Source organism: Enterococcus sp. LJL51, from assembly GCF_054871795.1.
Map to the genome: position 1 here is coordinate 97,008 of NZ_JBTXLW010000010.1, position 24,470 is coordinate 121,477.

Below are 24,470 nucleotides of genomic sequence, written 5' to 3' on the forward strand. Positions count from 1 at the left end.
CGTTCCTCACTGTGTTTCTCAGCAATAAGAAGAAATTCCTGGAAATGACAGGAAACACGAATGTGAGCCAGTCAATGTTGACTGATTCCTACCTGATATTCTTCAAACTTTTGTGATTTTCGGCTTATTTCCGAAGGTCTTACTCCTGCGATTACTCGTCGCAGTTCAATGCTGGTATGTGCTACTGCCCCCACCGTTTATTCGGATTCCAAGTGAGTAGGATATAACTCAATGAGTTATGCTACTCACTTTTCCTTTGGAAAAATTACTGAAGAATAAAAATTTATAAGAACTGCTAAAAACTATAAAATTCGTATTTTTTATAAAAATGGAACTTTGAAAAAAAAATCGTTCGTGTTTTAACTTGATAATCTTTTTTTTAGAAACTAATATTCGATTTTTCGTTGAAAACTTCGCTTATTATTGTTACAATAGATGCGGATTAAATAATAAAGAATGAGGTGCTTAAATGTCATCTGTAGTAGTAGTAGGAACACAATGGGGCGACGAAGGAAAAGGAAAGATCACAGACTTTTTAAGTGAAAATGCAGAAGTAATCGCACGTTACCAAGGCGGAGATAATGCCGGTCATACAATTAAGTTTGATGGAACAACCTATAAATTACACCTCATCCCTTCAGGTATTTTTTATAAAGATAAAATTAGTGTTATAGGGAATGGTGTTGTAGTTAACCCTAAATCTTTAGTGAAAGAACTGAAATATTTAAAAGAAAACAATGTTGCCACAGATAATCTGAGAATTTCTGATCGGGCACATGTCATACTTCCTTATCACATTCAACTGGATCAGCTGCAGGAGGATGCTAAGGGAGATAATAAAATTGGAACTACAATCAAAGGAATCGGCCCTGCTTATATGGATAAAGCGGCCCGTGTAGGGATTCGAATTGCTGATTTACTGGATAAGGAAATTTTTGAAGAACGGCTGAAAATCAATCTGGAGGAAAAAAACCGCCAGTTTGTTAAGATGTTTGATAGCGAACCAATCGCATTTGAAGATATTTTTGAAGAGTATTATGCGTATGGTCAGGAAATAAAAAAATATGTAACAGATACTTCTGTTATTTTGAACGATGCCCTGGATGCTGGAAAACGAGTTCTTTTTGAAGGCGCTCAAGGGGTTATGCTGGATATCGATCAGGGAACCTATCCTTTCGTAACTTCATCTAATCCTGTTGCCGGCGGTGTGACAATCGGCAGCGGTGTAGGACCATCTAAAATTAATAAAGTAGTTGGTGTTTGTAAGGCGTACACCTCAAGGGTTGGTGATGGACCATTCCCAACAGAATTATTTGATGAGACTGGTGAGCAAATCCGTAAGATTGGTAAAGAGTATGGCACAACAACGGGCAGACCGAGACGTGTTGGCTGGTTTGACACAGTTGTTATGAGACACTCAAAAAGAGTTTCAGGGATTACGAATCTATCCCTAAATTCAATTGATGTATTAAGCGGGTTAGAAACAGTAAAAATCTGTACAGCCTATGAGCTTGATGGAGAACTGATCTATCATTATCCTGCTAGTTTAAAAGAACTAAGCCGCTGCAAACCAGTTTATGAAGAACTTCCAGGCTGGAATGAAGATATTACTCAGTGTAAGACGCTCTCTGATTTACCACTAAATGCTAGAAACTATGTCCATCGGATTTCAGAATTAGTCGGTGTCCGCATCTCTACATTTTCAGTAGGTCCAGACCGGAACCAGACCAATGTTTTGGAAAGTGTGTGGGCGCAGATATAGGCTTTATAAAGCTGAGAGCATCATTTTACAGTTATAAAAATAATTTGCTGAAATAAGATTATTCTCTTATTTCAGCTTTTTTTAAGTCTTCATAGTAAAATAAGTGTAGTTAACAGATTTATGATAAAATGTAGTGAGCGAGGAGGACAATAAAATGACATTTAAGCTAGTGACGGATTCATGCTGTGATCTGCCTTACGAGTTTTTGCAGGAAAATGATGTATCGTTCATTAGTATGACGATAACAATTGATAATAAAGAGCTGATAGATGATTTAGGAGAAACCTTTGACTATTCAGATTTTCTAACAAAAATTAAAAATGGTGCAATGCCGACTACCTCTCAAGTAAATGCCGGACGCTATCAGGAATTTTTCCGGACATTTGTAGAGAAAAAAGAACCCGTACTGTATTTGGCTTTTTCTTCCGGATTAAGCGGTTCTTACCAAAGTGCTGTACAGGCCGTAGAAATGCTTAAGGAAGAATATGAGGAAGTAGCTATCTATGTTGTTGATACTAAAGCAGCCAGTCTAGGAGAGGGATTGCTGGTTCATAAAGCCATAGCGTTGAGAAATGCCGGACATTCTTTAGAAGAGGTATTACTATGGATGGAAGAAAATAAGATGAATGTTCAATCATGGGTAACAGTAGATGATTTAAAGCATCTGGAGCGGGGAGGTAGAATCTCTAAAACAACAGCAGCTATCGGTGGACTAATGAATATTAAGCCGATTATTACTGTGGATAGTGACGGGAAGCTTCAAAATGTAGGGAAAGTTCGCGGTAGAGGAAAAGCACTGAAAAAAGTAATAGATGAAACCGTTCAGAATATTAAAGACCCGATAGACCAGACACTGTTTATTGCATATGCAGGAGATAAAGAGAGTGCAGAAAAGGTTAGAGAGGGACTTGCAAAAGAAATTCAAACAAAAGAAATTTTGTTATATCCGTTAGGTCCTACGATTACCAGTCATACAGGTTATGGCTGTATTGCTGTATTTTCATTAGGAAAGAAACGATAGTATCAGTATTAAAAGAATAACCAGTTTTTAGTGAATCGAGTATATTTCTTATTCGTTTTTTAGAAGCAGTACATCACCAAACAGATGATGTACTGCTTCTTTTTCTATTTTTTATTTGCGCAACTTTTTTTATAAGATACTTTCTACCCCTCTGACTATAATAGGTTTATCAAGTAAATAGTTTAACGGTTAAACAGCTGATAGTATTCAGCAGATACAGGTTCGAATCCTGTTTTACTTATAAAGACACTTACAGCAACTCAAAACCACTCTACTAGGGATAGAATTAGGAAAAAAAGTGTCTTGTATAAAGAGCGCGCACAGCAAATATTAAAATCTTTCTACCAAAGACTGAAACCATGCGCTCTGTAAAAAGGAGTATGGTAAGAATGATTTGATCAATCATTCTTACCAGATAAAAAGAAAAGTTTAAAAAGGAGGGGACAACATGTTAAAGGAATTGAAACAGATGTTCAATATAACAAAAACAGAAAATGGTGCCTACACATTAAAAAGCTCACTGAATGATTTGCTGGATTTATTCGCTTTAGGCGGATCCTATCGTACCAGAAGTGAGCAGGAGGTAGTTGCTTTATTCCGTAAAGCGTTTTTAGAGGATAAGGAGCTAGCAATGAAAACCTTGTTTTATCTGCGGGATATTCGTGGAGGTCAGGGAGAGCGGCGCTTTTTTAGAATTGTATTGAACGACCTAGCCTATAATGAATGTGCAACAGCAAAACAAGTGCTTAAGTTTATACCAGAATATGGACGTTGGGATGATTTGCTTTGGCTGTTGACTACCCCTTTGAAAGAAGAAGTATTAACCATTGTACGCGTTCAATTTTATGCCGATCAATGGAATAATCAACAGAATAAGCCGATTTCATTGCTAGCTAAATGGATGCCGTCTGTTTCTGTGAGAAATCAGGAAAGAAAAGAGCAGTTAAAAATTATTTTGGAGGGCATGCAGCTAAATAAGGCTGACTATCGAAAAGAACTGAGTAAGCTGCGCCGGACATTAGAGATAGTGGAAACAAAGCTGTCAGAGCAAACCTATGAGACTATTAGCTATCAGAATTTGCCCTCTCTTGCCGGTATGAAATATCGCCAGGCATTCTATCGAAATGATGAGGAACGTTATACTGAATATTTGGAGCAGCTGAAAAAAGGAGCTGCAACAATCAATGCAGGAACATTGTACCCTTCAGATATTGTCGGCAAAATTTTGACTACTCATATAACTGAAGAAAACAGAACGCTTTATAATGGTCTGTGGGCGAATTTGCCGGACTACATTGGTGAAAGAAAAGAAAAATCTTTAGCCGTCGTAGATGTTTCCGGCTCCATGACCGGCAGGCCGATGGAAGCAGCAATTGCTTTAGGTATTTATTTGTCTGAACGAAACGACAGCGAGTTTAAGAATCATTTTATGACATTTTCACAATCACCGAAGCTATGTGAATTAAAGGGACAGGATTTTGTCGCAAAGGTTCAAAATCTGCAGAGAGCTTCATGGGGATATAATACCAATCTCGAAAAGGTCTTTCAGGTGATTTTGCAGACCGCCAAACAGCATCGCCTCTCTCAAGCGGAAATGATTGAAAAGCTGTATATTATTTCTGATATGGAATTTGACGCTGCGGTGGGAAGAACAGACGCCGTATACACAAGAGAAACACTATTTAAGACATTAAAACGGATGATGAACCGAGCAGGCTATCAAATGCCTGAGATTGTATTTTGGAATGTGAATGCTCGTCAAAATCAGCTGCCTGTTTCAATGGAAGAAAAATATGTAAAGCTGGTTTCAGGTTACAGTCCGTCAGTGTTCGAAGCATTAATCCAAGATCAATCGGTTTCACCAGTCGATTTTATGATGAAAGTAATTGGCTCGGAACGATACGAACCAATCAAGGTTGCTTAATGAAGCGATAATGAAAAGACATTTTAGTAATAGTAAGCAAAAAAACTGAGGCTGGAATTCTCCAGTCTCAGTTTTTTTAGTCTCTAAAAAGTTTTCAGATTAATATTCTCCAGTAAATAATTCGTCTAGTTGTTTTTGAACGTCCTTGTTTTCCAGGAATTCATCGTAGGTTGTATCTGCACGGTCAACTAGTCCTTTATCAGATACAGCAATAACACGATCTGCTAGAGTTTGAATAAACTGATGGTCATGAGAAGCGAAAAGGATAGCGCCTTTAAATGAAATTAAGCCATCATTTAAAGCTGTGATTGATTCTAAATCTAAATGATTCGTCGGATCATCAAGAACTAACACATTTGATTTAGACAACATCATTTTAGACAGCATGCATCTTACTTTTTCTCCACCGGAAAGTACATTAACAGGCTTCAGTACTTCTTCACCTGAAAACAGCATTCTTCCAAGGAAGCTGCGCAGGAAGGTATTATCATCTTCCTCTTTACTTGCATATTGACGCAGCCAGTCAAGAATTGTTAAATTCGTATCAAATTCTTTGCTGTTGTCTTTTGGCAGGTAAGACTGACTAGTCGTTACACCCCAGCGGACAGTTCCAGTGTCAGGTGTTATTTCACCCATGATAACTTTAAATAGAGTAGTTGTTACAATATCACTATCAGCGATAAATGCAACTTTGTCGTCTTTATTTAAAGTAAAGGAAATATTATCCAGTATTTTTTTGCCGTCAATCGTTACAGAAATATTATCCAGCTGCAGCAGATCGTTTCCAATCTCTCTTTCAGGGCTGAAGCCAACAAAAGGATAGCGGCGGGAAGAAGGTTGGATATCATCCAATGTGATTTTATCCAGCATCTTTTTCCGGGAAGTTGCTTGTTTTGACTTGGAAGCATTCGCACTAAAGCGAGCAATAAAGTCTTGCAGCTCTTTGATTTGTTCTTCTTTTTTAGCGTTTTGATTTGATTGCAGCTTGGCAGCCAGCTGACTCGATTCCAGCCAGAAGTCATAGTTCCCTACATAGAGTTTAATTTTACCAAAGTCTAAATCCGCCATATGTGTACAAACCTTGTTTAAAAAGTGACGGTCATGGGAAACGACGATAACAGTATTATCAAAGTTGATTAGAAATTCTTCCAGCCAATTGATTGAACGAGTGTCCAATCCGTTGGTCGGCTCATCTAGAAGCAAGACATCCGGCTTGCCAAATAAAGATTGGGCAAGCAATACTTTGATTTTTTGTCCAGCAGTTAATTCACTCATTTTCTGATCATGAAGATTTTCCGGAATGTTCAAACCTTGGAGTAAGACAGCTGCTTCAGGTTCTGCTTCCCAGCCATCTAATTCAGCAAATTCGCCCTCTAGCTCAGCAGCACGAATGCCGTCTTCATCAGAGAAGTCTTCCTTCATATAAACAGCATCTTTTTCCTTCATTACTTCATATAAGCGTTTATGTCCCATAATGACTGTTTCAAGGACAGTATAATCTTCATAATCGAAATGATTCTGTTTCAAGGTTGCCATACGTTCATCTGGACCTAAAGAAACTGTCCCGGTTGTCGGCTGAATTTCCCCAGATAAAATTTTCAGAAAAGTCGATTTTCCGGCACCATTTGCCCCGATTAATCCGTAGCAGTTTCCTGGATTAAATTTAATATTTACATCATCAAAAAGTTTGCGGTCAGAAAACAACAAACTTACATCATTTACAGTAATCAATTTTTTTCCTCACTTTTCTATATATACTTAAGCCTCTTTGCATTATATCGGGGAAAGCTTGATTTTTCAAGCTGTTTCAATGTTTCCTTTCATTATATAAGTCAAATTGAATGTAAAAATCATGAAATGATGAAAAAACAGTGAATCTTAACATAAGACAAAATAAAAACAGCTCTTTTTTTGGGCAGATATAGATATTAGTGTACTTTTTTAAGAATACACTGTATGATACACATGAATATAGTGTATCGTTAGAAGGGGCTGGAGTTAACTATGAAAAGAATTGAGAAAATTTATCTGTATGTCAAAGAGAAAACTGAAAACCTGTCGCCTTCAGATATGCCTATAGGGTTTGGACTAACGACCTCTGATATATCTGATGCACTAAACATTCAGCGGACTAATGCTAGTAAGGATTTAAACGAACTTGTTCGGGAAGGTCTTCTGGAGAAAGTCGATGGACGTCCTGTAAGATACGTTGATAAGTCGGTTAGCCAATATCGTCCATTAAAAAAACATGTAAAGAGCTATCGGGAAATAGAAAATAAGGTGGCTTCTTCATCCGTACAAAAGGGAGATAAAACGAGCTATGCAATGAATGATATCTTTCAACAGATGATTGGTGCAGCAGGCAGCATGAAAACTCCTGTAGAGCAGGCGAAAGCAGCAATCCTGTATCCGCCGAAAGGGTTGAATTGTCTAATTATTGGACCAACTGGTTCTGGAAAGACGTATTTCGCACATGCGATGTTCCAGTTTGCCAGACGAAATGATATTGTTCAGGAAAATAAAGAGCTGATTGTATTTAACTGCGCAGATTATGCCCATAATCCAGAATTGCTGATGTCCCATCTTTTTGGTTATGTTGAGGGTGCTTTTACTGGAGCAACGGCAACTAAAGAAGGAATCATTCATGAAGCGGACGGTGGTATTCTGTTTCTGGATGAAGTTCACCGGCTGCCTCCGGAAGGTCAGGAGATGATTTTCTATTTTATGGATCATGGGACCTATTCCCGACTTGGAGAAACAACGAAAAATAATCATGCTGATGTGCGGATTATTTGTGCGACAACGGAGAATCCGGCTTCTTCACTGTTGAATACATTTGTTCGGCGAATTCCAATTATTATTCAACTGCCGAATTTTAATGATCGGCCGGCGAAAGAAAAAGTTGAACTAGTTAAGATTATGGTTGCGTTGGAAGCGAGCCGGATTCAGCGAAAGATCTCTCTTTCAGAGGATGTTGTTAAGGCTTTGATTGGCAGTGTGACATATGGGAATGTGGGGCAGTTGAAATCCAACGTTCAGTTGGTTACGGCTAGAGGCTTCCTGAATCATATCGATCAGCCGGAGATGGTGATTACGATGGACGAACTGACAGATGGGATTAAGCAGGGAATGCTCCAGCTGGCCAGTAATCGTGAAGCTCTGGCAGAATTATCACAATATCTTGAACCTCAGATGGTGGTGGAACCAAATACTTCTTTAGTTACGGTTCAGTCAGATGCATACGAACTGCCATATAATCTTTACGAAATCATAGGAGATAAAGCAGCTCTGCTGAAAGCCGATGGATTGGATCAGGAAGTAATTAATAATTTTATTACAACGGATATTAATGTTCATTTGAAATCATTTTACAGAAATCACGGCTTTACTTTTGATACAGAAAAAAAGCTGGCAGAAATCATGGATCAGCAAATTATAGATATTACCCGCAAGGTGTTCACCTTTGCTAAAACAAAATTAGGCTATGATTTCCAATCCAACTTTATTTATGCGATGAGTCTGCACATCAGTTCATTTCTCAAACGTATTCAGATTGGCGATAGCCGGCAGCATCATTTAAATGAGAATCTGCGCAATATGGTGCTAGGCTATCCGAAGGAGCTGGAAACAGCTCAGGCTATTAAAGGAATTATCGAAGAAGAGTATCAACTGTCAATTCCTGAATCAGAAATTTATTATTTGGCAGTGCTGCTAATCTCTCTGCGGGAAAATAAAGGTGCCGGCCGTATAGGGATTGTCGTTGCAGCTCACGGCAACAGTACAGCAACCAGTATGGTGGATGTTGTCATGCAGCTGTTGAATGTGGATAATTTAAGAGCGGTGGATATGCCGCTTGAAATGAAGCCGCAGGAAGCACTACAGAAAATTCTCACAGCTGTTAAAGCCATAGATGAAGGCAGCGGAGTTATTTTATTAGTAGACATGGGATCTTTAGGAACATTTTCTGAAGAGATTGTTCGTCAGACAGGCATTGATGTACGAACAGTAGACATGGTGACAACACCTATTGTATTGGAAACGGCTAGAAAAACCACACTGCTGGATACACATTTGGAAGACTTGTATGATTCTCTGAAAAGCTTCCGTGGGTATGCAGGTATCCATCCGTTGAAAGATACAGGTGTCAGTAAGTCGGTCTTTAAGAAAAAAGCAATTTTAGCTATCTGCGCCTCTGGCGAAGGAACGGCTCAGCGGATGAAGGAATTAATTGAGGGCTATCTGACACCACAAACAGAGCAGCATTTAACCGTACTGCCGTATTCTATACTAGATATCAATAAGAGTTTGGGTGGTATTTATAAAGAATACAAAGTAGTAGCGGCCACAGGGATTACAGATCCTAAAATAGATGCGCCTTTTATCCCAATGGAAACCTTTTTTTCGGGAGAAGCTGGAGAAATTATCAATCGTCTGGCCCATGATGATGAGCTGGCCATTCAGAATGTACAAGTAGATGAAGACGCGGCAAAGCAGATTTGTCTGGATTACATGGAACAAAGCTTCACCTTTATTAATCCGCAGAAGGTAATAGAGCCGTTGTGGCAGTTTGCCGATACGCTGCAGACAAAGCTGAACTTGCAGCATCCGTATACATTTTATGTGAACCTGATTATGCATATGGCAGGTGTTCTGGAACGCTCACTGCGTCAAGATCCTCTGGCTGTAGAGGAGGAGCAGCTTAATGAAGTCAAGAATGATTCATTTTATAATGAGGTGTCCAAAGCTGTACTGACATTAAATAAAGTATTTAAGCTGACGATTTCTGAGTCGGAGCTATACTACATTCTTCATTTAATTCGCAACTCTCAAAAGGATATAGAAAACAATACAGATGATTTATTTGAATAATACACAAAAAGATACACTAATTAAAAAATAATTAGTGTATCTTTTTTTGTTTGAAATACTTATATATAAAGGAATTATTAAGAAAAAAACACAAATACACTAACTTGGCACGATAGTTGCTTATAATATAGTGAATCAAAATCCATAAGTCAAAAAAGCTTTATTTTGGCATTATCTTTTAGAACATAGTATTTTTATGAAGAGATGAGTCAATTTAAGAAATGCTTTCTTCCCCAGTGAGATAGACAATTGGACAAAAAGGAGTGTTGTCTTAAATGGATATTCGCTTGACAAGAATTGATGATCGGCTAATTCATGGCCAGGTGGCAACTGTCTGGACAAAAACGATGAATATCAACCGGATACTGGTTGTCAGCGACACGGTCTCTAAGGATTTGCTGAGAAAAGAATTGTTGATTCAGGCGGCTCCGCCGGGCGTAAAAGTAAACGTCATTCCGGTGAATAAGTTGATTCAAGTGTTTCCTGATGAGCGCTTTGATGATAGCTTCAGAGTCATGCTGCTGTTTACGAATCCAGAAGATATTGAGCGTGTAGTCAGACAGGGGGTAGCGATATCTTCTGTCAATATCGGCGGAATGAGTTTTTCCAAAGGGAAAAAAATGATTACCAATGCTGTTGCTGTGGATGCTCGGGATATTGAAGCTTTTCAATATCTGGATGCACAGGGAATTACGCTGGAAATTCGAAAAGTAGTGGCAGATAGTAAAGTTCATTTGATGGAGCTGCTGAAAAAGGAACAACTGTTGTAGGGGTCGGATCAGTTTTTGCGGACAGTCTCTTTGAAATTATTAAGAAGTGAACGGATAGGTTTGAGACTGGAAAGGATGTGATTGTCTCAATATATATGAATCCTGTTAAACAAACTATTTCAGAGGATTTATATAGTAAAAAAGGCAGTTTATTATTGAACTGTTTCTGATCGTTTTTATTACTTTATTTTTAACTGAACTTTTTATTTATATGTATGTCAATTTTAAAAGCAATGAGAGCAGTGAAATGATAATTGTCGCAAGAGGATGAATAAGTATAGGAGGTATCCAATTATGGTAGGGATTATTCTTGCAAGTCATGGAAAATTCGCTGAAGGTATTTTACAGTCAGGCTCCATGATTTTTGGCGAACAGGAAAATGTTCAAGCTGTGACATTAATGCCCAGCGAAGGACCAGATGATTTAAAAGGAAAACTGATTCAGGCAATCGAAACATTTGACGATAAAGACGAAGTATTGTTTTTAGTCGATCTTTGGGGCGGTACACCTTTCAATCAGGCTAATAGTCTTTATGAGGAACATAAAGATAAATGGGCAATCGTCAGCGGATTGAATTTACCAATGCTGATTGAAGCCTATTCTTCCCGTTTTTCTATGAATTCAGCACAAGAAATTGCAGCACACGTTTTAGGTGTAGCAAGAGAAGGTGTGAAAATCAAGCCGGAAGAACTGGAACCTGAGGAAGCACCAAAAGCAGCTGTAGAAGATGGACAGCCTAAAGGCGCTTTACCAGAAGGAACAGTTGTCGGAGACGGTAAAATCAAATACGTGCTGGCACGTGTAGACTCACGTCTGCTTCATGGTCAGGTGGCAACAGCATGGACGAAATCAGTTCAGCCAAACCGGATTATTGTAGTTTCAGATGCAGTATCAAAAGATGATTTGCGTAAGAAACTGATTGAACAGGCAGCTCCTCCAGGAGTAAAAGCTAATGTAATACCAATCAGCAAAATGATTGAGATTGCAAAAGATCCGCGCTTCGGCAATACTAAAGCATTGTTGTTGTTTGAAAATCCAGAAGATGTTCTTACAGCAATTGAAGGCGGCGTTGATATTAAAGAAGTGAATGTTGGTTCTATGGCCCACTCTGTAGGAAAAGTAGTTGTAAGCAAGGTGTTGTCTATGGGTCCTGAAGATGTAAAAGCTTTCGAAACAATGAAAGAAAAAGGCATCAAATTCGATGTACGTAAAGTACCAAACGATTCTCATGACAACATGGATGAAATCATTAAAAAAGCAAAGGCTGAATTAGCCAAAGCATAATGACACAACAAACTCAAATTAATTAGGAGGTTGAGGATTAATGTCTATTATTTCAATAATCTTAGTAGTACTAGTTGCTTTTCTGGCTGGTATGGAAGGGATTCTCGATGAGTTCCAGTTCCACCAACCATTAGTTGCATGTACATTAATCGGTTTAGTAACCGGTAACCTTGAAGCATGTATCATTCTTGGTGGTACACTTCAAATGATCGCTCTTGGATGGGCAAATATCGGAGCAGCAGTAGCGCCCGATGCAGCCTTGGCATCTGTCGCATCAGCAATTATTTTAGTTTTAGGTGGACAGGGTGACAAAGGTGTGGCATCAGCGATTGCAATTGCCGTTCCTCTGGCAGTAGCTGGTCTATTCTTAACAATGATTGTTCGTACTTTAGCTGTTCCAATTGTTCACTTGATGGATGCGGAAGCTGAAAAAGGAAATATTCGCGGCGTTGAAATGTGGCACATCATTGCAGTAGCTATGCAAGGTTTGCGTATTGCGATTCCAGCTGGGGCACTGTTATTCATCCCAGCACATACAGTTCAATCTTTCTTGGAATCAATGCCTGCATGGTTAACAGATGGTATGGCAATCGGTGGTGGAATGGTTGTTGCCGTTGGTTATGCGTTAGTAATCAATATGATGGCAACAAAAGAAGTATGGCCATTCTTTGTTATCGGTTTCGTTGTCGCAGCAATTTCTCAGCTTACACTAATCGCACTTGGTGCACTAGGTGTGGCGCTGGCTCTTATTTATCTAAATCTTTCTAAAATGGGCGGTTCTTCAAACGGCGGTGGCGGCGGCCATGGCGATCCGTTGGACGACATTTTGAATGACTACTAAACCTGAAGGAGGAGAATAGAAATGGCAGAAAAAATTCAATTAACTAAAAAAGATCGTTTAGCCGTTGCGTGGCGTTCTACCTTCATTCAAGGTTCTTGGAACTATGAACGTATGCAAAATGGCGGTTGGGCATTTGCAATGATCCCGGCAATTAAGAAATTATATAAATCAAAAGAAGATCGTACAGCAGCATTGAAACGTCACTTGGAATTCTTTAATACTCACCCATACATTGCTTCACCTATCTTAGGTGTAACTTTAGCGCTTGAAGAAGAGCGTGCAAATGGAGCAGCGGTAGATGATGTAGCGATTCAAGGGGTTAAGGTTGGTATGATGGGACCATTAGCCGGTGTCGGTGACCCGGTATTCTGGTTTACAGTGCGTCCTATGTTAGGAGCTTTAGGTGCATCATTAGCCATGGGCGGTAACATTCTTGGTCCAATCATCTTCTTTGTAGCTTGGAACATTATCCGTTGGGCATTTATGTGGTATACACAAGAATTTGGCTATAAAGCAGGTTCAAAAATCACAGAAGATCTTTCCGGCGGTTTGCTTCAAGATGTAACTAAAGGGGCGTCTATTTTAGGGATGTTCGTATTAGCGGCTTTGGTACAGCGGTGGGTATCTATTAAATTCCTGCCAGTTGTTTCGACTGTTAAGCTGGATAAGGGTGCCTATATCGAGTGGGACAAACTTCCTTCCGGTGGTGAAGGTATCCGTCAAGCCTTTGAACAAGTTAACTCAGGATTGGCTCTTTCTTCTGATAAAGTGACAACATTGCAAAACAACTTGGATCAGTTGATTCCTGGTCTGGCAGCATTATTGCTTACATTGCTATGCATGTGGCTGCTTAAGAAGAAAATTTCTCCAATCGTTATCATTCTTGGCTTATTCGTAGTCGGAGTACTAGGACATGTAATTGGTCTGTTATAATCGACACGTTTAACAAGAAGGTAGTCAAGCATGTAGCTGCAGGAAACGGGTAAGCAACAAATACTCAATTCTATCGTAAACGATTGAAAAAGAGTAGGTTTCAACGCAGTATTTATCCGGTTTCGGAATAGTTGAAGCGGCTGCGACATTTTGTCCAGCCGCTTTTTAATAGCCAATTTACCGGAAATAACGGTATAATGAAAACAAGTATATTTTATAAGAATGGAGCAGAGACAATGGTTCAATCACTGAATACAAAAATAGATTTAGTCATCGATGGGACTGCTTTTACTGGACTTACTGATTACGGTCAGATAATGATTGGTGATCAGGGGTTTGAATTCTATAATTCACGTGACACACGGAAATACATCCAAATTCCCTGGGAAGAAGTGGACTATGTAGTTGCCTCTGTGTTGTTCAAAGGGAAATGGATTCCACGTTACGCAGTACAAACAAAGCAAAATGGAACATTCACTTTTGCTTCCAAGGAACCTAAAAAGGTTTTGAGGGCCATCAGAGAGCACGTTGCTTCAGACCGCATGGTTCAATCCTTAGGATTTTTCGACGTGATTAAACGTGCAGTTCAATCAAAACGCAAACGGAGCTAGAATGAAAAGATGACAAAACTAAGAGAATACAGCTAGAAGATCAGACAATGCCGATAGTGGTGTGTCTGATTTTTTTTATTGAAAAAAGCCGTTTCTTTTGACCAGAAAATTTTCAGGAAGTACCATTAAGTATGTAAAGAATATATAAGAAGAAGGAAGTGTGAAAAATCATGAATGAAACTAGAAATAATGGGATTGACTGGGGCTCCTTGCTGCTGGGTATTCTATTTGTTCTAACCGCCCTGCTTTCTTTTCAGGATCCAGCTGGAAATCTAATTGCTATTGTGATGGTCTTTGCAGTTTTCGCCATTTTTAAAGGAATTTTTGAACTGATTGGTAGAAACAGGCTGAAACAGCTGACAGGCTATAGAGCTTATGCACCAATTGTTTTAGGAGTCATTGATATGATTATTGGTATCTATTTTCTATTTAATTTGGGTGTCGGAGTTTCTGTACTTCCGTATATTTTTGCTATCTGGTTTATTGTGGATTCTGTTTTCGGTTTGTTTACTTTAGAGTTAGCTAGAGCATTTAATACTGGCTATTACTGGTTCACATTAATTGTAGATATTCTAGGTATTATTTTAGGGTTTATTTTATTGTTTAACCCGCTGTCATCCGCGTTAACCTTAAGCTTCTTAGTTGGTTTCTACTTTATGATGTTCGGAATTACTCATATTGTTTATGCTTTCCGCTCATGAGTTTAATCAATATTCAGTATTAAGATACAGCGAAAAAGTGATGGAAAGCAAGAGTTTCTTCAATGCTTTCCATCACTTTTTTATATCAAGAAAAATTATTTTTAGCGGTAATATCTGCGGTTGTTTCCAGAATTTCCTGAAACCAGACGTACAAGCCAAACAATGACTGCTACAGGAATCAAAATCTTGATGGCAAACCATAACAGACTTCCCACAATTCCCATTACCATACTTAGAATAATACCAGCTGCAAAGAAAAGCCCAATTAAAGTCAACACGTTTACTACTAATGATTTGTTGTTCATTTTTATCTCTCCGATCATCTTGTTTGTTTTCTATAATAAGAGTATACCAAGAGATGGATAAGGAAACATCCACCTGAAGACCGATTTATCATCGGACTCTGGAAGGGGACAGCGACTAGTATAAGGGAGCTGGCTGAACAATCTTAGTGTCAAACATGGGAGGAAGACATATTAATTGTTTTTGATGAAAAAGCAGGTAAAATGATGTAAAAACGGGGTGAGAGAAATGTCAAAGACAAGGATAGAAGCATTTACGGATGCAGTGATTGCAATTATTATGACGATTCTGGTTTTGGAATTATTACCTCCAGATTCTGATACATGGGCTGCTTTATATCAAATTGGACATAAAATTTTTATTTATATTATCAGCTTTATTATGCTGGCTATCTATTGGAATAACCACCACCATATGTTTCAGATGGTCCACAGGATTAGCGGTCGGGTTTTATGGGCGAATAACTTTTTTATTTTCTCATTGACCTTGATGCCGTTTGCTACAGCATGGGTTGGAGATTATTTAGACAGTCTAGTTCCAGAGCTTGTGTACGGGCTGGTGGTTCTGCTTGCTGATTTTGCCTATTTTATTTTAATGCGCGAGTTGATGAAAGCTGATGAAAAAAATAAGAAGCTGAGAGATGCATTGAATAGGTACTATAAAATGTATATATCGCTGGGATTGAATGTTATCGGGTTAGTGTTGGGCTGGCTTATTCATCCATATCTTGTATTGATTGTAAACATAGGGATTTTGATTATGTGGTTTATACCAGAAAAAAGAATAGAGCAGCAGTATAAGGAGCAGTAAATGACTGCTTCTTTTTTTATAGAACGGAGCGCTGCAAAGGGTAGTTGAGTTGAAGCAGTAAATACTATAAAATAGAGATATATTTATACATAAGAAATAATAGAGTAAATAGTCACTAGGTTGGTTGCTATATATATTCTATTGAATAGTTCGTTTATGTAACAAAATTTATATTTTCTCAAATGTTTTTAAAAGTCTCTTTATTTTAGGAAAGAATTTTTGTCTTTTTTAGTGTAAAATAGAGAGTGGATTATACTATAGAAAATCAGATCCGCTATGCTGAGGCATTGTTCACGAAAAAGTGATGGGATAAATGGATAGATCTAAAGGGGTCATTAGCCAGCTATGGAAAATTTAAACAAACACACACAAGGAAGTAAGAAAATCTTTTTGAGAAAAGAAATTGAACCGGAGCGTCTAGGAGAAGAAATCTATTCAGATGATATCCTTTGTCAGTACTCGGTTTATTTAGTGCGGAAATTTGAAGAAGAAACGGATTATCAGGATCTTGCTCAGATGGAACGTCTACTTGCCGATTTGCCGGAACGATTCAATGAAGATTTTCAAGACATTGTTGCTAAGAACATGTATGTACGAACAACGCAGAAATCAGTTTACGTGACGCTGCTGTTGGCATTGCCGCAGCCCTTGAGTAAAATTCAGATTGTTGAACTGAAGGATTGGATGGGCAGTGTAGACATTCCATCACCTGCGCTAGAGCATGTATCCAATTTTAGTGGTTCGAGTACTACCGCATCAGACGATCAGATGGTTCGTGAATGGCAGGAGACGAATAGTGAGGTTTTACTGCTGACTGAAATGATGAATCAGTTCAATGAAAGTCTGTCAGATGTATATGCTGAGATACAGGCAGTGAAAACTAAAAAAACACCGCCTGTAATGAAAGTAGTTAAGAGTGAATCAGCTGCGAAAAAAGTACTTGAAGAAGAAACTCTTAATGGCCAGCGTATAGATGAGCTTGCAGCCAAGGTTGACAAAATAATGGCGGATTTTGAGACGTTTAAACAAGAGACTGCTGTTCGGCTGGAAAAGGCAGAGCAGCCTGCTCCTGCTAAAAGAACACCACCGAAGTTCAAGATTTATTTTGATGGAAAAGGTGGAAAAAAACCTTCGCTGGAGCAGCGTTTAGATAAAACGCTGGAACAGCTTGCGGCTTTATCTAGCAAATCAGAGTTTTCTCAGCGTGAAATTGAAAAGCTGGGAATGAAAATCGAAAGAGAAGCTAGAAAAACCAAGGAATTGTATCGGAATCAAAGCGGTACGGCTAAGGTTGCTGAAAATACAACAACTCTTGAAGAAAAGATGGCTTTGACCAGTGAAGAAGTTATTTCAATTTCCCAGCAGCTTCAGGAAATTAATTCTAAATTAAGCACAGTAGAAACAAAAGTTTCAAAGGTGGAGCAAACACCGGAAGAAATTGAACAAAAGGTAATGGATCACGGCAAACTTCAACAGACAGCTTCTGAAACTATGAAGCTGAACCAAGTGATCGATCAGCTTTCTGAAAAACTGGAGACTGTAGAGAGTGACTTGACCAGCGTGAAGCGCAAAGAAATTCCTGTTGTGAAGCTCAAAAAGAGTGAGACAGTTAAAAAATTGTCAGATCAACACCAAAAAGATCAGGATCAGTTAATGGCCAATGCTGTGGAAATAAAGAAACTAAGCCAGACCGTTGGGAAAGTAGATGTTCAACTGATTCAAGCACATCAAAAAATTGCTGAACTGGAACAAAAAATACGTTTAGGCGGCACTGTACCTGCAGCGGCTCCTCGGTCTCAGACACAACCGATGCAGCAGACACAACAACCAGCTGCAGCACCGCCTGTTTATTCAAATCAGCCGCCGACACAGCCAATGAATGTACAGCCACCAGCACCACAGCCGCAAAGACCGGTGAGTCAGCCAGTCAACGCGCAGGCTGGAGCAGGCGAGCTAGGAGATACAAGAAGATTTCCAACAAAGGAAACATTTTTACAGGCTTCCAGGCCCATCCCGAATTATCGAGGAGCAAATCAGCCGCAGCCGCAAAATGTGCCGCAGACTCCAGTCGTCGAGGAGACACCGACAGTGACTCTGGCAATTGAAGAGATGTTGGATCGGGTTTCTGATCATCCGAAAAGAACGGAACCTGTCAGCAGGCCAGTACCGGAACGCAGCCAAGTAGCTACTACTTCATTAAGAAGACTAAAGAAGCTGGAAAATGACATATTTACGAGTTTTAGCAAAATAAAAAGTGGTATTGGCAGCCGTGGTATGGTTGCTAAGGAAGATTTTTATGCAAATATCCGTCAAATTGAGGTTTTACCCTATCTATGGTCAACTATCCATACGGAAAACGGACCACAGCAGGATATTCTTTTAAATGGTCAGCTTAGTTGTCAAAAGCTGATTGATGCTGTACCTAAATTTTTAGAAGAAGTAGAAGAAATTGCTTCAAAGAGAAAGGTCATGGGTAAGTGGATTTATTGTCCAAAGGAAGTTGAACAGAGAATGGAAGGCTACAAGCTGTTAAACGAATATTTTGAATTAACTTTATCCAACCGTCCAGTTAGGTAAATTAGTTTTTATGTCATAAAATTGCGCTGGCAAAACAAAGAATTGAATGTCATCAAAGAACTTGGAGCAAAAACAGGAAATTTCTGGTTTTGTTTCAAGTTTTTCTATTTGACTAAGAGAAACTTCCCTAATCCATCTGAACAGCTGGCCGAGACTTGGCAAATAGCTGACAAGTCCCAACTTACCTTTGAAACTGCTTCTCCTTTTCAGTGCTGTGAAAAAATAAGACATTTTTTTGACTACTTAAACAATGCTGATGAATTTCCACCAATACAGAAAATTATAGAGTCGTAAAAGCAACTATAGCACAGAAGTAGTTTAATGAATGCGGTATTGCTGCCTTTATTAATCAGGGGGGGGAAGAGCTCTTGCTCTGAGTTGCTCAAATAAATGATTACAGGTACTATTGAGGTGTGAAGGAGGGAATGAATATGGCGACAGATGAAGGTAAAAAATATAAAAAAAGCACTCGATTTAGACAAATCACCAAAATATTTATGGAACATAATGTGATTACAAATATGGTGAGACAAACACACCCGGAGGAAGTTCGAGAGGCTTTTGAAAAACTGGGACCAACATTTATTAAAATGGGACAGATGCTGTCGGTTCGAACAGATATTCTGCCCCCGCCCTTTATTGATGAGTTAAAAAAACTACAGGATGACGTGAAAACCGATGATTACCCGCTGATCAAAGAAATCATAGAATCTGAAGCAGGACAATCTGTTCAAAGCCTGTTCTCTTCTTTTGAAGAAATCCCATTTGCCTCAGCTTCAATGGGTCAAACCCACAAAGCTGTTTTGAAGAGTGGAGAGGAAGTTGCTGTAAAGGTTCAGCATGCTGGTATCCGTGAAGAAATCACGCTGGACCTCTCTCTTCTTGAACGTGCTCTGCCATTAATAAAATACATTCCTGAATCAAAGGTTGTCGATTTGAGGAATATCTTTCTGGAAATTAAAGAATCCCTTCAAAAAGAGCTGGATGCCCTTCAGGAAGCAGCAAACGCCGAATACTTCTATGAGTTGAATAATGGCTGGGAAATGATTCGTGCTCCTAAAATTTATCAGGAATACTGCACCTTAAGAGTGCTGGTGATGGAATATATAGACGGAGAAAGTATTCGCAGCTTTTTCAGCAATCAGCTGCAGACAGACCCGGCTAGTAAAAAGCTGAGGAAAGAGTTTGGGGATGCGTTAGTTCGGAACTTCATCAAGCAAGTATTTGAAGATGGTTATTTCCATGCTGACCCTCATCCGGGAAATATTTTTGTGCAAAAAGTGGACTTGGAAAGTTCTATCCCTAATGGAATACGAAAAGGACAGCAATTTCAGAAAAAATTTAAGCATACAACGGTTGATTTTGTTTATCAGGATGAAGGTAGGACATTGCCCTATCAGCTGGTATATTTAGATTTTGGTATGATGGGACAGTTGAGTCAGGAGATGATTCAAAAACTGACAGGTGTTATGATTAGCTTATATAGAAATGATGCAAAGGTAACGGGTCAGGCAATTTTGCAGGTATGCAAGCAAATAGGTCCTTTAGATGAAGATATTTTTTATGAACAGCTGACACCCTTACTGGACCAAAACTATGGAGTAGGTATCGGCGACTTAAATTTACAGGCGTTGTTCTTCCAAATTATTGATATTTGTCATCATAATAATCTTCAGGTTCCTAAGGAAGTGACTATGTTGATTAAGGCTGTAGTAACTTTTGAAGGGATGATTCGGGAGCTTGATCCTGAGATTTCTCTTGTGGAAATCTCAGCGCCTTTTGCAAAAAAATATTTTACAGAAAAAATTGACTGGTCCACAGAGCTGAAACGAGCTGCACTAGATACATTATATTCAGCAAAAGCGGCTCCTCAAATACCTAGTCGGGCATTAGATGTTCTAGATGACTTGGCTAAAGGAAAATCAAAGGTCAATATTGAATTAAAGAAACAGGATGAGCTGTTAAACCGGCTGGAATCAATGATTAACCGCTTGGTCATCGGACTAATTCTTTCGGCATTAATTATCGGTTCATCAATGCTGGTTGAATTTCAAGAAGGATTAACCAGCCGTTTTGTTTCGGTGCTGGGGATTGTAGGGTATGGTGTCGCATTTTTAGCTGTTATATATCTAATTTATGATATCTGGAGAAAGCATAGGAAAAAATAACATAAAATTATATTCTTTAACAAGTGGATTTTTTTAATTTTTCTGAAAAAGGAAGAAGCCTACCTTATTAGGGTAGGCTTCAAGGGGAGATAGTTAGAAAGAAGTTTTACTACGCTCGTCTTTCCACTACAGTAAGTATAACAGAAAATAGTCTAGACAGCGTTTCAATAAAGTGAGACAAATTTTTTGTTTTTGCAAATTTTTTTCTATGAGTTTGCTGGAGTAGTGGTTAGTAAAAAACAATTATTTTTTTTGAATATTAAACAAAATCAAATAAGACAGTTTCAAAATCTTTCACATAGTAACGAATATTTTTTCTTCCGCGCTGAATGATTTGATGACCTTCCTGCTCTAAACGCTCTTTTTGGAAATCTACTCCGCCTGGGAACTTGGGATTAATTTCCCCATGAGCTTTTAAGGTTCTCCAATAAGGAGTTAAATCTGTTTCCCGCTGGCTGCTGGCCCAAGCAGCAATAGAGGTAAAAGCCCCTGCTGTAATGGGTTCAGTAAAATCAGCATGGTTGATTTTAGCTAGATAGTCTCTAAGAGCCGTAACAGTAATAACCTTTCCTTTTGGGATCTGCTTCATAAGCTTATCGTAGACAAGGGGAGGGGCGAAATACATCAATGAGCCGCCGTATTTATCAATCGTTTTCTGGTCGGTGATTACCTTAGTTTTCGGCATATCCTTGGGATCGTTCAACATGGCATTAAAATCTTTTTTATCTTCATTAGCCATTAGAATCCCTCCTTTCAGGCTTACAATAGCATAGATAAATAGACCTGCCAATGAGACAGTTAAAAAATATAGAAAAATTTTTGTTTCTTGAGGTAAGCTGAAAAGAGCCGACTTGTCCCATCGTTTATTCGGATTTTAGAAAAGGGGCTGTGACATTAGTATGCCTCAGTCCCTTAAACCCGGATAAACGGTGTTTCAGAAGTAACTTCTTCGACAATAAGGCGGAAATTCGCAAAAATTTGTAGAACAATTTTCGGAATTTCCGCCTTATTGCTTGAAGCTGAACACTTCTGTCACAGCCCCTTTTCTTTATAAAGCTGCCCGCTTTTTACGGGTTCTTTTTTTGGCTCTTGTTTGTTTTTTTTGTTTGGTATCAGTAAATTTTACAAAGAAGACAAATCCACCTGTGCAGAGAACAAACAGCAGGGCGCCAATTTTGAAGCCTTCCGGCAGATAAACGAGCTTGATTGTATGTTCACCTGCAGTAACTGGAACACTGATAAACGCATTTTTAAATACTTTGACAGGGACCTCTTTGCCGTCAACATAAGCTTTCCAGCCTTTATCGTAAGGAATAGTTGTGAAAATTGTTTGATTTTCTTTAGCTGAAAATGTTCCTTCAGCAGTTCTCCCTCCAGTTTTCATCTCTATTCCATTCGTTTGAATTTCTTTTACCGCCTGTTCAAAAGCTGTCGTATCAAGACCAACAACTTTGGGTTCCATAAAACTAACAGCTTCTGTACCATAAAAGCTGACAGAAAAAGTCACTGTAGTAGGCTCTTCATAATAACCAATATTGTAATATTGACCAGTAATGTTGATTTGAGATTTCTGACTGCTGCCGTTCACGGTCATAGTAGCACTAGAGCTTTCTAATTGCCCAAAGTCTGTTGGGAAAAGACTGAGATAAGCTTGTGTATGTGCTGGAACAGCCACGCTCCATGTAATTTCTTTTGCAACATCGCTTTGCAGTTCACGATAGGTAACAGAATTCACATTGTCTTCAATCTTTACATTTTGCTGATTGATAATTGTTGGAGAATAGAAGGTAAAGTAATTTTGTTCCTGCTGAGACAAGCTGTTTAGCAGCTCCGTCTGGCTGCTGAGATTATCGTTTTCAGGCTGCTCTACGTCATAAATGGATTCATTAGCCAAAAAGCCCAATGGCAAGGCATATTGATTCTCGTACAACGTAAATTTCCCGGATGTAGCTTCATTAGAAAAACCAAATTTTAATGGATCACTTTCCGAAAGATTATATTTTATGCCCATGAGAGCATCCATAATTAAGGTATTATTGGGATAACGAATATTCAAATTCGTTCCCCTTGAACGAAAGCCCAGCGAGTCCAGATAGGCAGACGAATTTCTATTGCGGATTGAAGAAAATAAGCTGATGCCGCTGTATCCATAATTGATACTATCGTTAGAGGATACAGGATTTAAATTCTCTAATCGGTAGAAAGTATCGTTTTCCGCCTTGGTCTGATCTACTAGTTTTTTGATATCCGGATAAGGCTCTGTGTATAGACTGCGTGAAGCATAGTTCCAATCATCCAGAATACCATTAATCATTGTATTGGTATTGATAAAGGCTTCAGCACAGACAACCAGCAGCAATAAAGCAGAAAGATATTTTCCAGGCAGTTTTTTTACCTGATAAAAAGCAATACCCGCTAAATACAAACCAAGGAATAGCAAGGTGAGTATAAAGGAAGTCAGTGAAACAAACTCGTAGCTTCCAGTTGGCTTAGACCCTTCAGCTAATGCGAAGAACGCAATAACCAAAATAATAGTTCCTGTGAAAATACCTAAGTCGTCCTTTTTGAACTGCTCCCAGCCATAGCCGGCAAGTAGAACGACAAGAAATGAAAATAGAAAGCTATAGCGGAATAAAAACATATTTGGCGCATGCATTCCATGCCAGAACAAGTTCAGCGGTACGATGTAGAAACTGGCAATTAGAATAGCGAATAAGCTGCCAAAGAGAAGTTTATTTTTTAGCGGGATATGTCGTGTAGTAAAGTAAAACACACAAAAAATCAGCGGCAGCAGACCGACATAAATAAATGGAATCGATCCATATTTTGTTGTATCGTACACGCCAACCATATTTTTCATGACAATATCCCAGAAGGCGGTCGCTTCTGTTTTAAATTTTGTGATTTCTGTCAGTTTTTCCCCGTTAAACCGTAAATCAAAAACTGTCGGAAGAATCATAATCATAGATGCGCCGCCAGCCAACAGTGAGGTAATACTATATGGAAGAATCGTTTTTTTATAGTTCTTCCAGTTTGTAAGCAGTCGGGCGATAAAGTAAAGGAATGAAAAAATACCAATCATAAAACCCATATAGAAATTTGCAATAAATAACAGCAGATAACTGACAAACAACAGTGTTGGTTTCCTTTGATCCATCAAGCGGTGAATACCCCAGAAAATGAGCGGGAGATAAACAAAAGCATCCAGCCACATAATCAGCTCCGAATGAGCAGTAGTATAAGACATCAAAGCATAGGGAATGCTGAGAGTAACATGCGCCCATCGACTGATTTTGAATGTATGGGAAGCAAAGAACCAGAAGGATAGTCCGGCTGCGCCAATTTTAAGCAGAGTCAGGACGTACAAAGCATCCGGCATGTTCTGGTTGCCAAAGAAAAAGACCAGGGGTGTAAACAAGCCCCCTAAATAATAAGACAAGAGCGACATATAATTTAAGCCTAGCGAAGCGTTCCAGCTATAGAAGATGCTTTGTTTTCCATGCAGAACATTATTAAAGCTGGCATGGAAATTGGAAAACTGAGAGAAGGCATCACTTGCTAAAACACTGCGGCTGCTGCCGGGATATATGCCAATACTCAGATAGACAAAAAACATTATAAAAAAAGGAATGAAGAAACTGGCGGCCATATATTGCCAGTTTTCCTTAGTGAATTGCTTAATTTTATTTTTCATAAACAGACCTCTCAAGACAAGTTAGTATTCGTATCATCTAGTTTAGCATATTCATAGAAAATATCACCAATAGAAAGAAAATTTCATAAAATATTCATGGTTGAACAGCAAGCTTGTTTGCAGGGAAGAACGATAATAAAGAGCTGATGTTACGTAGTGATACATTCAAGACACAAATAACCATCTTTCAAATATGTAACCA

17 protein-coding genes and 1 tRNA gene are annotated in these 24,470 nt (G+C 38.8%); 14 read left to right on the forward strand and 4 right to left on the reverse strand.

The features are described from left to right. The first annotated feature begins 469 nt into the window (after positions 1–469). The 4 genes from ACYSNQ_RS10615 (at position 470) to ACYSNQ_RS10630 (ending at position 4,707) form a co-directional block, all read left to right on the forward strand. Positions 470–1,762 carry an adenylosuccinate synthase gene (locus ACYSNQ_RS10615; protein ID WP_426083171.1) on the forward strand — a complete coding sequence of 431 codons (1,293 nt, stop codon included), beginning with the start codon at positions 470–472 and terminating at the stop codon, positions 1,760–1,762. Positions 1,763–1,916: 154 nt separating this feature from the next. After that, entirely contained in the window at positions 1,917–2,783 is an 867-nt protein-coding gene (locus ACYSNQ_RS10620; protein ID WP_426083173.1) for a DegV family protein, read from the forward strand. Between the two features lie 171 nt (positions 2,784–2,954). After that, positions 2,955–3,024, forward strand: a tRNA-OTHER gene (locus ACYSNQ_RS10625). Positions 3,025–3,231: 207 nt separating this feature from the next. After that, the gene (locus tag ACYSNQ_RS10630) at positions 3,232–4,707 is read left to right on the forward strand and encodes a DUF2828 family protein (RefSeq protein ID WP_426083175.1); all 1,476 of its coding nucleotides are present in this window, start codon (positions 3,232–3,234) and stop codon (positions 4,705–4,707) included. A gap of 99 nt (positions 4,708–4,806) precedes the next feature. Here ACYSNQ_RS10630 and ACYSNQ_RS10635 read toward each other — a convergent pair whose 3' ends face one another. Then, positions 4,807–6,438: an ABC-F family ATP-binding cassette domain-containing protein gene (locus ACYSNQ_RS10635; protein ID WP_426083176.1), complete on the reverse strand. Its 1,632-nt coding sequence runs from the start codon at positions 6,436–6,438 to the stop codon at positions 4,807–4,809. Between the two features lie 273 nt (positions 6,439–6,711). Here ACYSNQ_RS10635 and ACYSNQ_RS10640 point away from each other — a divergent pair, with 273 nt between their 5' ends. The 7 genes from ACYSNQ_RS10640 to ACYSNQ_RS10670 all read left to right on the forward strand — a co-directional run bounded on the left by ACYSNQ_RS10640 (position 6,712) and on the right by ACYSNQ_RS10670 (position 14,716). Then, entirely contained in the window at positions 6,712–9,576 is a 2,865-nt protein-coding gene (locus tag ACYSNQ_RS10640; RefSeq protein ID WP_426083178.1) for a sigma-54-dependent transcriptional regulator, read from the forward strand. A gap of 275 nt (positions 9,577–9,851) precedes the next feature. After that, on the forward strand, positions 9,852–10,346 hold the full coding sequence (locus ACYSNQ_RS10645; protein WP_426083180.1) for a mannose/fructose/sorbose PTS transporter subunit IIB: 495 nt from the start codon (positions 9,852–9,854) through the stop codon (positions 10,344–10,346). Positions 10,347–10,640: 294 nt separating this feature from the next. Then, on the forward strand, positions 10,641–11,630 hold the full coding sequence (locus tag ACYSNQ_RS10650) for a mannose/fructose/sorbose PTS transporter subunit IIA (protein ID WP_426083182.1): 990 nt from the start codon (positions 10,641–10,643) through the stop codon (positions 11,628–11,630). A 40-nt stretch (positions 11,631–11,670) separates the two neighbouring features. Further along, complete coding sequence (locus tag ACYSNQ_RS10655) at positions 11,671–12,471, forward strand: PTS mannose/fructose/sorbose transporter subunit IIC (RefSeq protein WP_426083184.1); 801 nt, start codon at positions 11,671–11,673, stop codon at positions 12,469–12,471. A gap of 21 nt (positions 12,472–12,492) precedes the next feature. After that, positions 12,493–13,404 carry a PTS system mannose/fructose/sorbose family transporter subunit IID gene (locus ACYSNQ_RS10660; protein WP_426083186.1) on the forward strand — a complete coding sequence of 304 codons (912 nt, stop codon included), beginning with the start codon at positions 12,493–12,495 and terminating at the stop codon, positions 13,402–13,404. Positions 13,405–13,640: 236 nt separating this feature from the next. Beyond that, on the forward strand, positions 13,641–14,015 hold the full coding sequence (locus tag ACYSNQ_RS10665; protein ID WP_426083188.1) for a DUF956 family protein: 375 nt from the start codon (positions 13,641–13,643) through the stop codon (positions 14,013–14,015). A 170-nt stretch (positions 14,016–14,185) separates the two neighbouring features. After that, positions 14,186–14,716, forward strand: a complete 531-nt coding sequence (locus ACYSNQ_RS10670) for an HdeD family acid-resistance protein (protein WP_426083190.1) — start codon at positions 14,186–14,188, stop codon at positions 14,714–14,716. 101 nt (positions 14,717–14,817) lie between these two features. Here the strand turns inward: ACYSNQ_RS10670 and ACYSNQ_RS10675 are convergent, their stop codons facing one another. Then, entirely contained in the window at positions 14,818–15,021 is a 204-nt protein-coding gene (locus ACYSNQ_RS10675; protein WP_426083192.1) for a hypothetical protein, read from the reverse strand. Positions 15,022–15,247: 226 nt separating this feature from the next. Here ACYSNQ_RS10675 and ACYSNQ_RS10680 point away from each other — a divergent pair, with 226 nt between their 5' ends. From ACYSNQ_RS10680 to ACYSNQ_RS10690, 3 genes are all read left to right on the forward strand, one after another. Continuing rightward, a complete protein-coding gene (locus ACYSNQ_RS10680) occupies positions 15,248–15,829 on the forward strand; it encodes a TMEM175 family protein (RefSeq protein WP_426083194.1) in 582 nt (193 codons plus the stop codon). Between the two features lie 345 nt (positions 15,830–16,174). After that, positions 16,175–18,406 (forward strand): hypothetical protein, encoded by a 2,232-nt coding sequence (locus ACYSNQ_RS10685; protein WP_426083196.1) that lies wholly within the window; start codon positions 16,175–16,177, stop codon positions 18,404–18,406. Positions 18,407–18,837: 431 nt separating this feature from the next. Next, positions 18,838–20,574 (forward strand): ABC1 kinase family protein, encoded by a 1,737-nt coding sequence (locus tag ACYSNQ_RS10690; RefSeq protein WP_426083198.1) that lies wholly within the window; start codon positions 18,838–18,840, stop codon positions 20,572–20,574. Positions 20,575–20,833: 259 nt separating this feature from the next. Here the strand turns inward: ACYSNQ_RS10690 and ACYSNQ_RS10695 are convergent, their stop codons facing one another. Both ACYSNQ_RS10695 and ACYSNQ_RS10700 read right to left on the reverse strand, forming a co-directional pair. Then, the gene (locus tag ACYSNQ_RS10695; protein ID WP_426083200.1) at positions 20,834–21,313 is read right to left on the reverse strand and encodes an MGMT family protein; all 480 of its coding nucleotides are present in this window, start codon (positions 21,311–21,313) and stop codon (positions 20,834–20,836) included. 309 nt (positions 21,314–21,622) lie between these two features. Further along, complete coding sequence (locus ACYSNQ_RS10700) at positions 21,623–24,268, reverse strand: YfhO family protein (protein ID WP_426083202.1); 2,646 nt, start codon at positions 24,266–24,268, stop codon at positions 21,623–21,625. Positions 24,269–24,470: the final 202 nt, after the last annotated feature.

Bases quoted from the DNA above. Each gene is read 5' to 3' on its own strand.
- ACYSNQ_RS10615 (WP_426083171.1), top strand. From the start codon at position 470: ATGTCATCTGTAGTAGTAGTAGGAACACAATGGGGCGACGAAGGAAAA.
- ACYSNQ_RS10620 (WP_426083173.1), top strand. From the start codon at position 1,917: ATGACATTTAAGCTAGTGACGGATTCATGCTGTGATCTGCCTTACGAG.
- ACYSNQ_RS10630 (WP_426083175.1), top strand. From the start codon at position 3,232: ATGTTAAAGGAATTGAAACAGATGTTCAATATAACAAAAACAGAAAAT.
- ACYSNQ_RS10640 (WP_426083178.1), top strand. From the start codon at position 6,712: ATGAAAAGAATTGAGAAAATTTATCTGTATGTCAAAGAGAAAACTGAA.
- ACYSNQ_RS10645 (WP_426083180.1), top strand. From the start codon at position 9,852: ATGGATATTCGCTTGACAAGAATTGATGATCGGCTAATTCATGGCCAG.
- ACYSNQ_RS10650 (WP_426083182.1), top strand. From the start codon at position 10,641: ATGGTAGGGATTATTCTTGCAAGTCATGGAAAATTCGCTGAAGGTATT.
- ACYSNQ_RS10655 (WP_426083184.1), top strand. From the start codon at position 11,671: ATGTCTATTATTTCAATAATCTTAGTAGTACTAGTTGCTTTTCTGGCT.
- ACYSNQ_RS10660 (WP_426083186.1), top strand. From the start codon at position 12,493: ATGGCAGAAAAAATTCAATTAACTAAAAAAGATCGTTTAGCCGTTGCG.
- ACYSNQ_RS10665 (WP_426083188.1), top strand. From the start codon at position 13,641: ATGGTTCAATCACTGAATACAAAAATAGATTTAGTCATCGATGGGACT.
- ACYSNQ_RS10670 (WP_426083190.1), top strand. From the start codon at position 14,186: ATGAATGAAACTAGAAATAATGGGATTGACTGGGGCTCCTTGCTGCTG.
- ACYSNQ_RS10675 (WP_426083192.1), bottom strand. From the start codon at position 15,021: ATGAACAACAAATCATTAGTAGTAAACGTGTTGACTTTAATTGGGCTT.
- ACYSNQ_RS10680 (WP_426083194.1), top strand. From the start codon at position 15,248: ATGTCAAAGACAAGGATAGAAGCATTTACGGATGCAGTGATTGCAATT.
- ACYSNQ_RS10685 (WP_426083196.1), top strand. From the start codon at position 16,175: ATGGAAAATTTAAACAAACACACACAAGGAAGTAAGAAAATCTTTTTG.
- ACYSNQ_RS10690 (WP_426083198.1), top strand. From the start codon at position 18,838: ATGGCGACAGATGAAGGTAAAAAATATAAAAAAAGCACTCGATTTAGA.
- ACYSNQ_RS10695 (WP_426083200.1), bottom strand. From the start codon at position 21,313: ATGGCTAATGAAGATAAAAAAGATTTTAATGCCATGTTGAACGATCCC.
- ACYSNQ_RS10700 (WP_426083202.1), bottom strand. From the start codon at position 24,268: ATGAAAAATAAAATTAAGCAATTCACTAAGGAAAACTGGCAATATATG.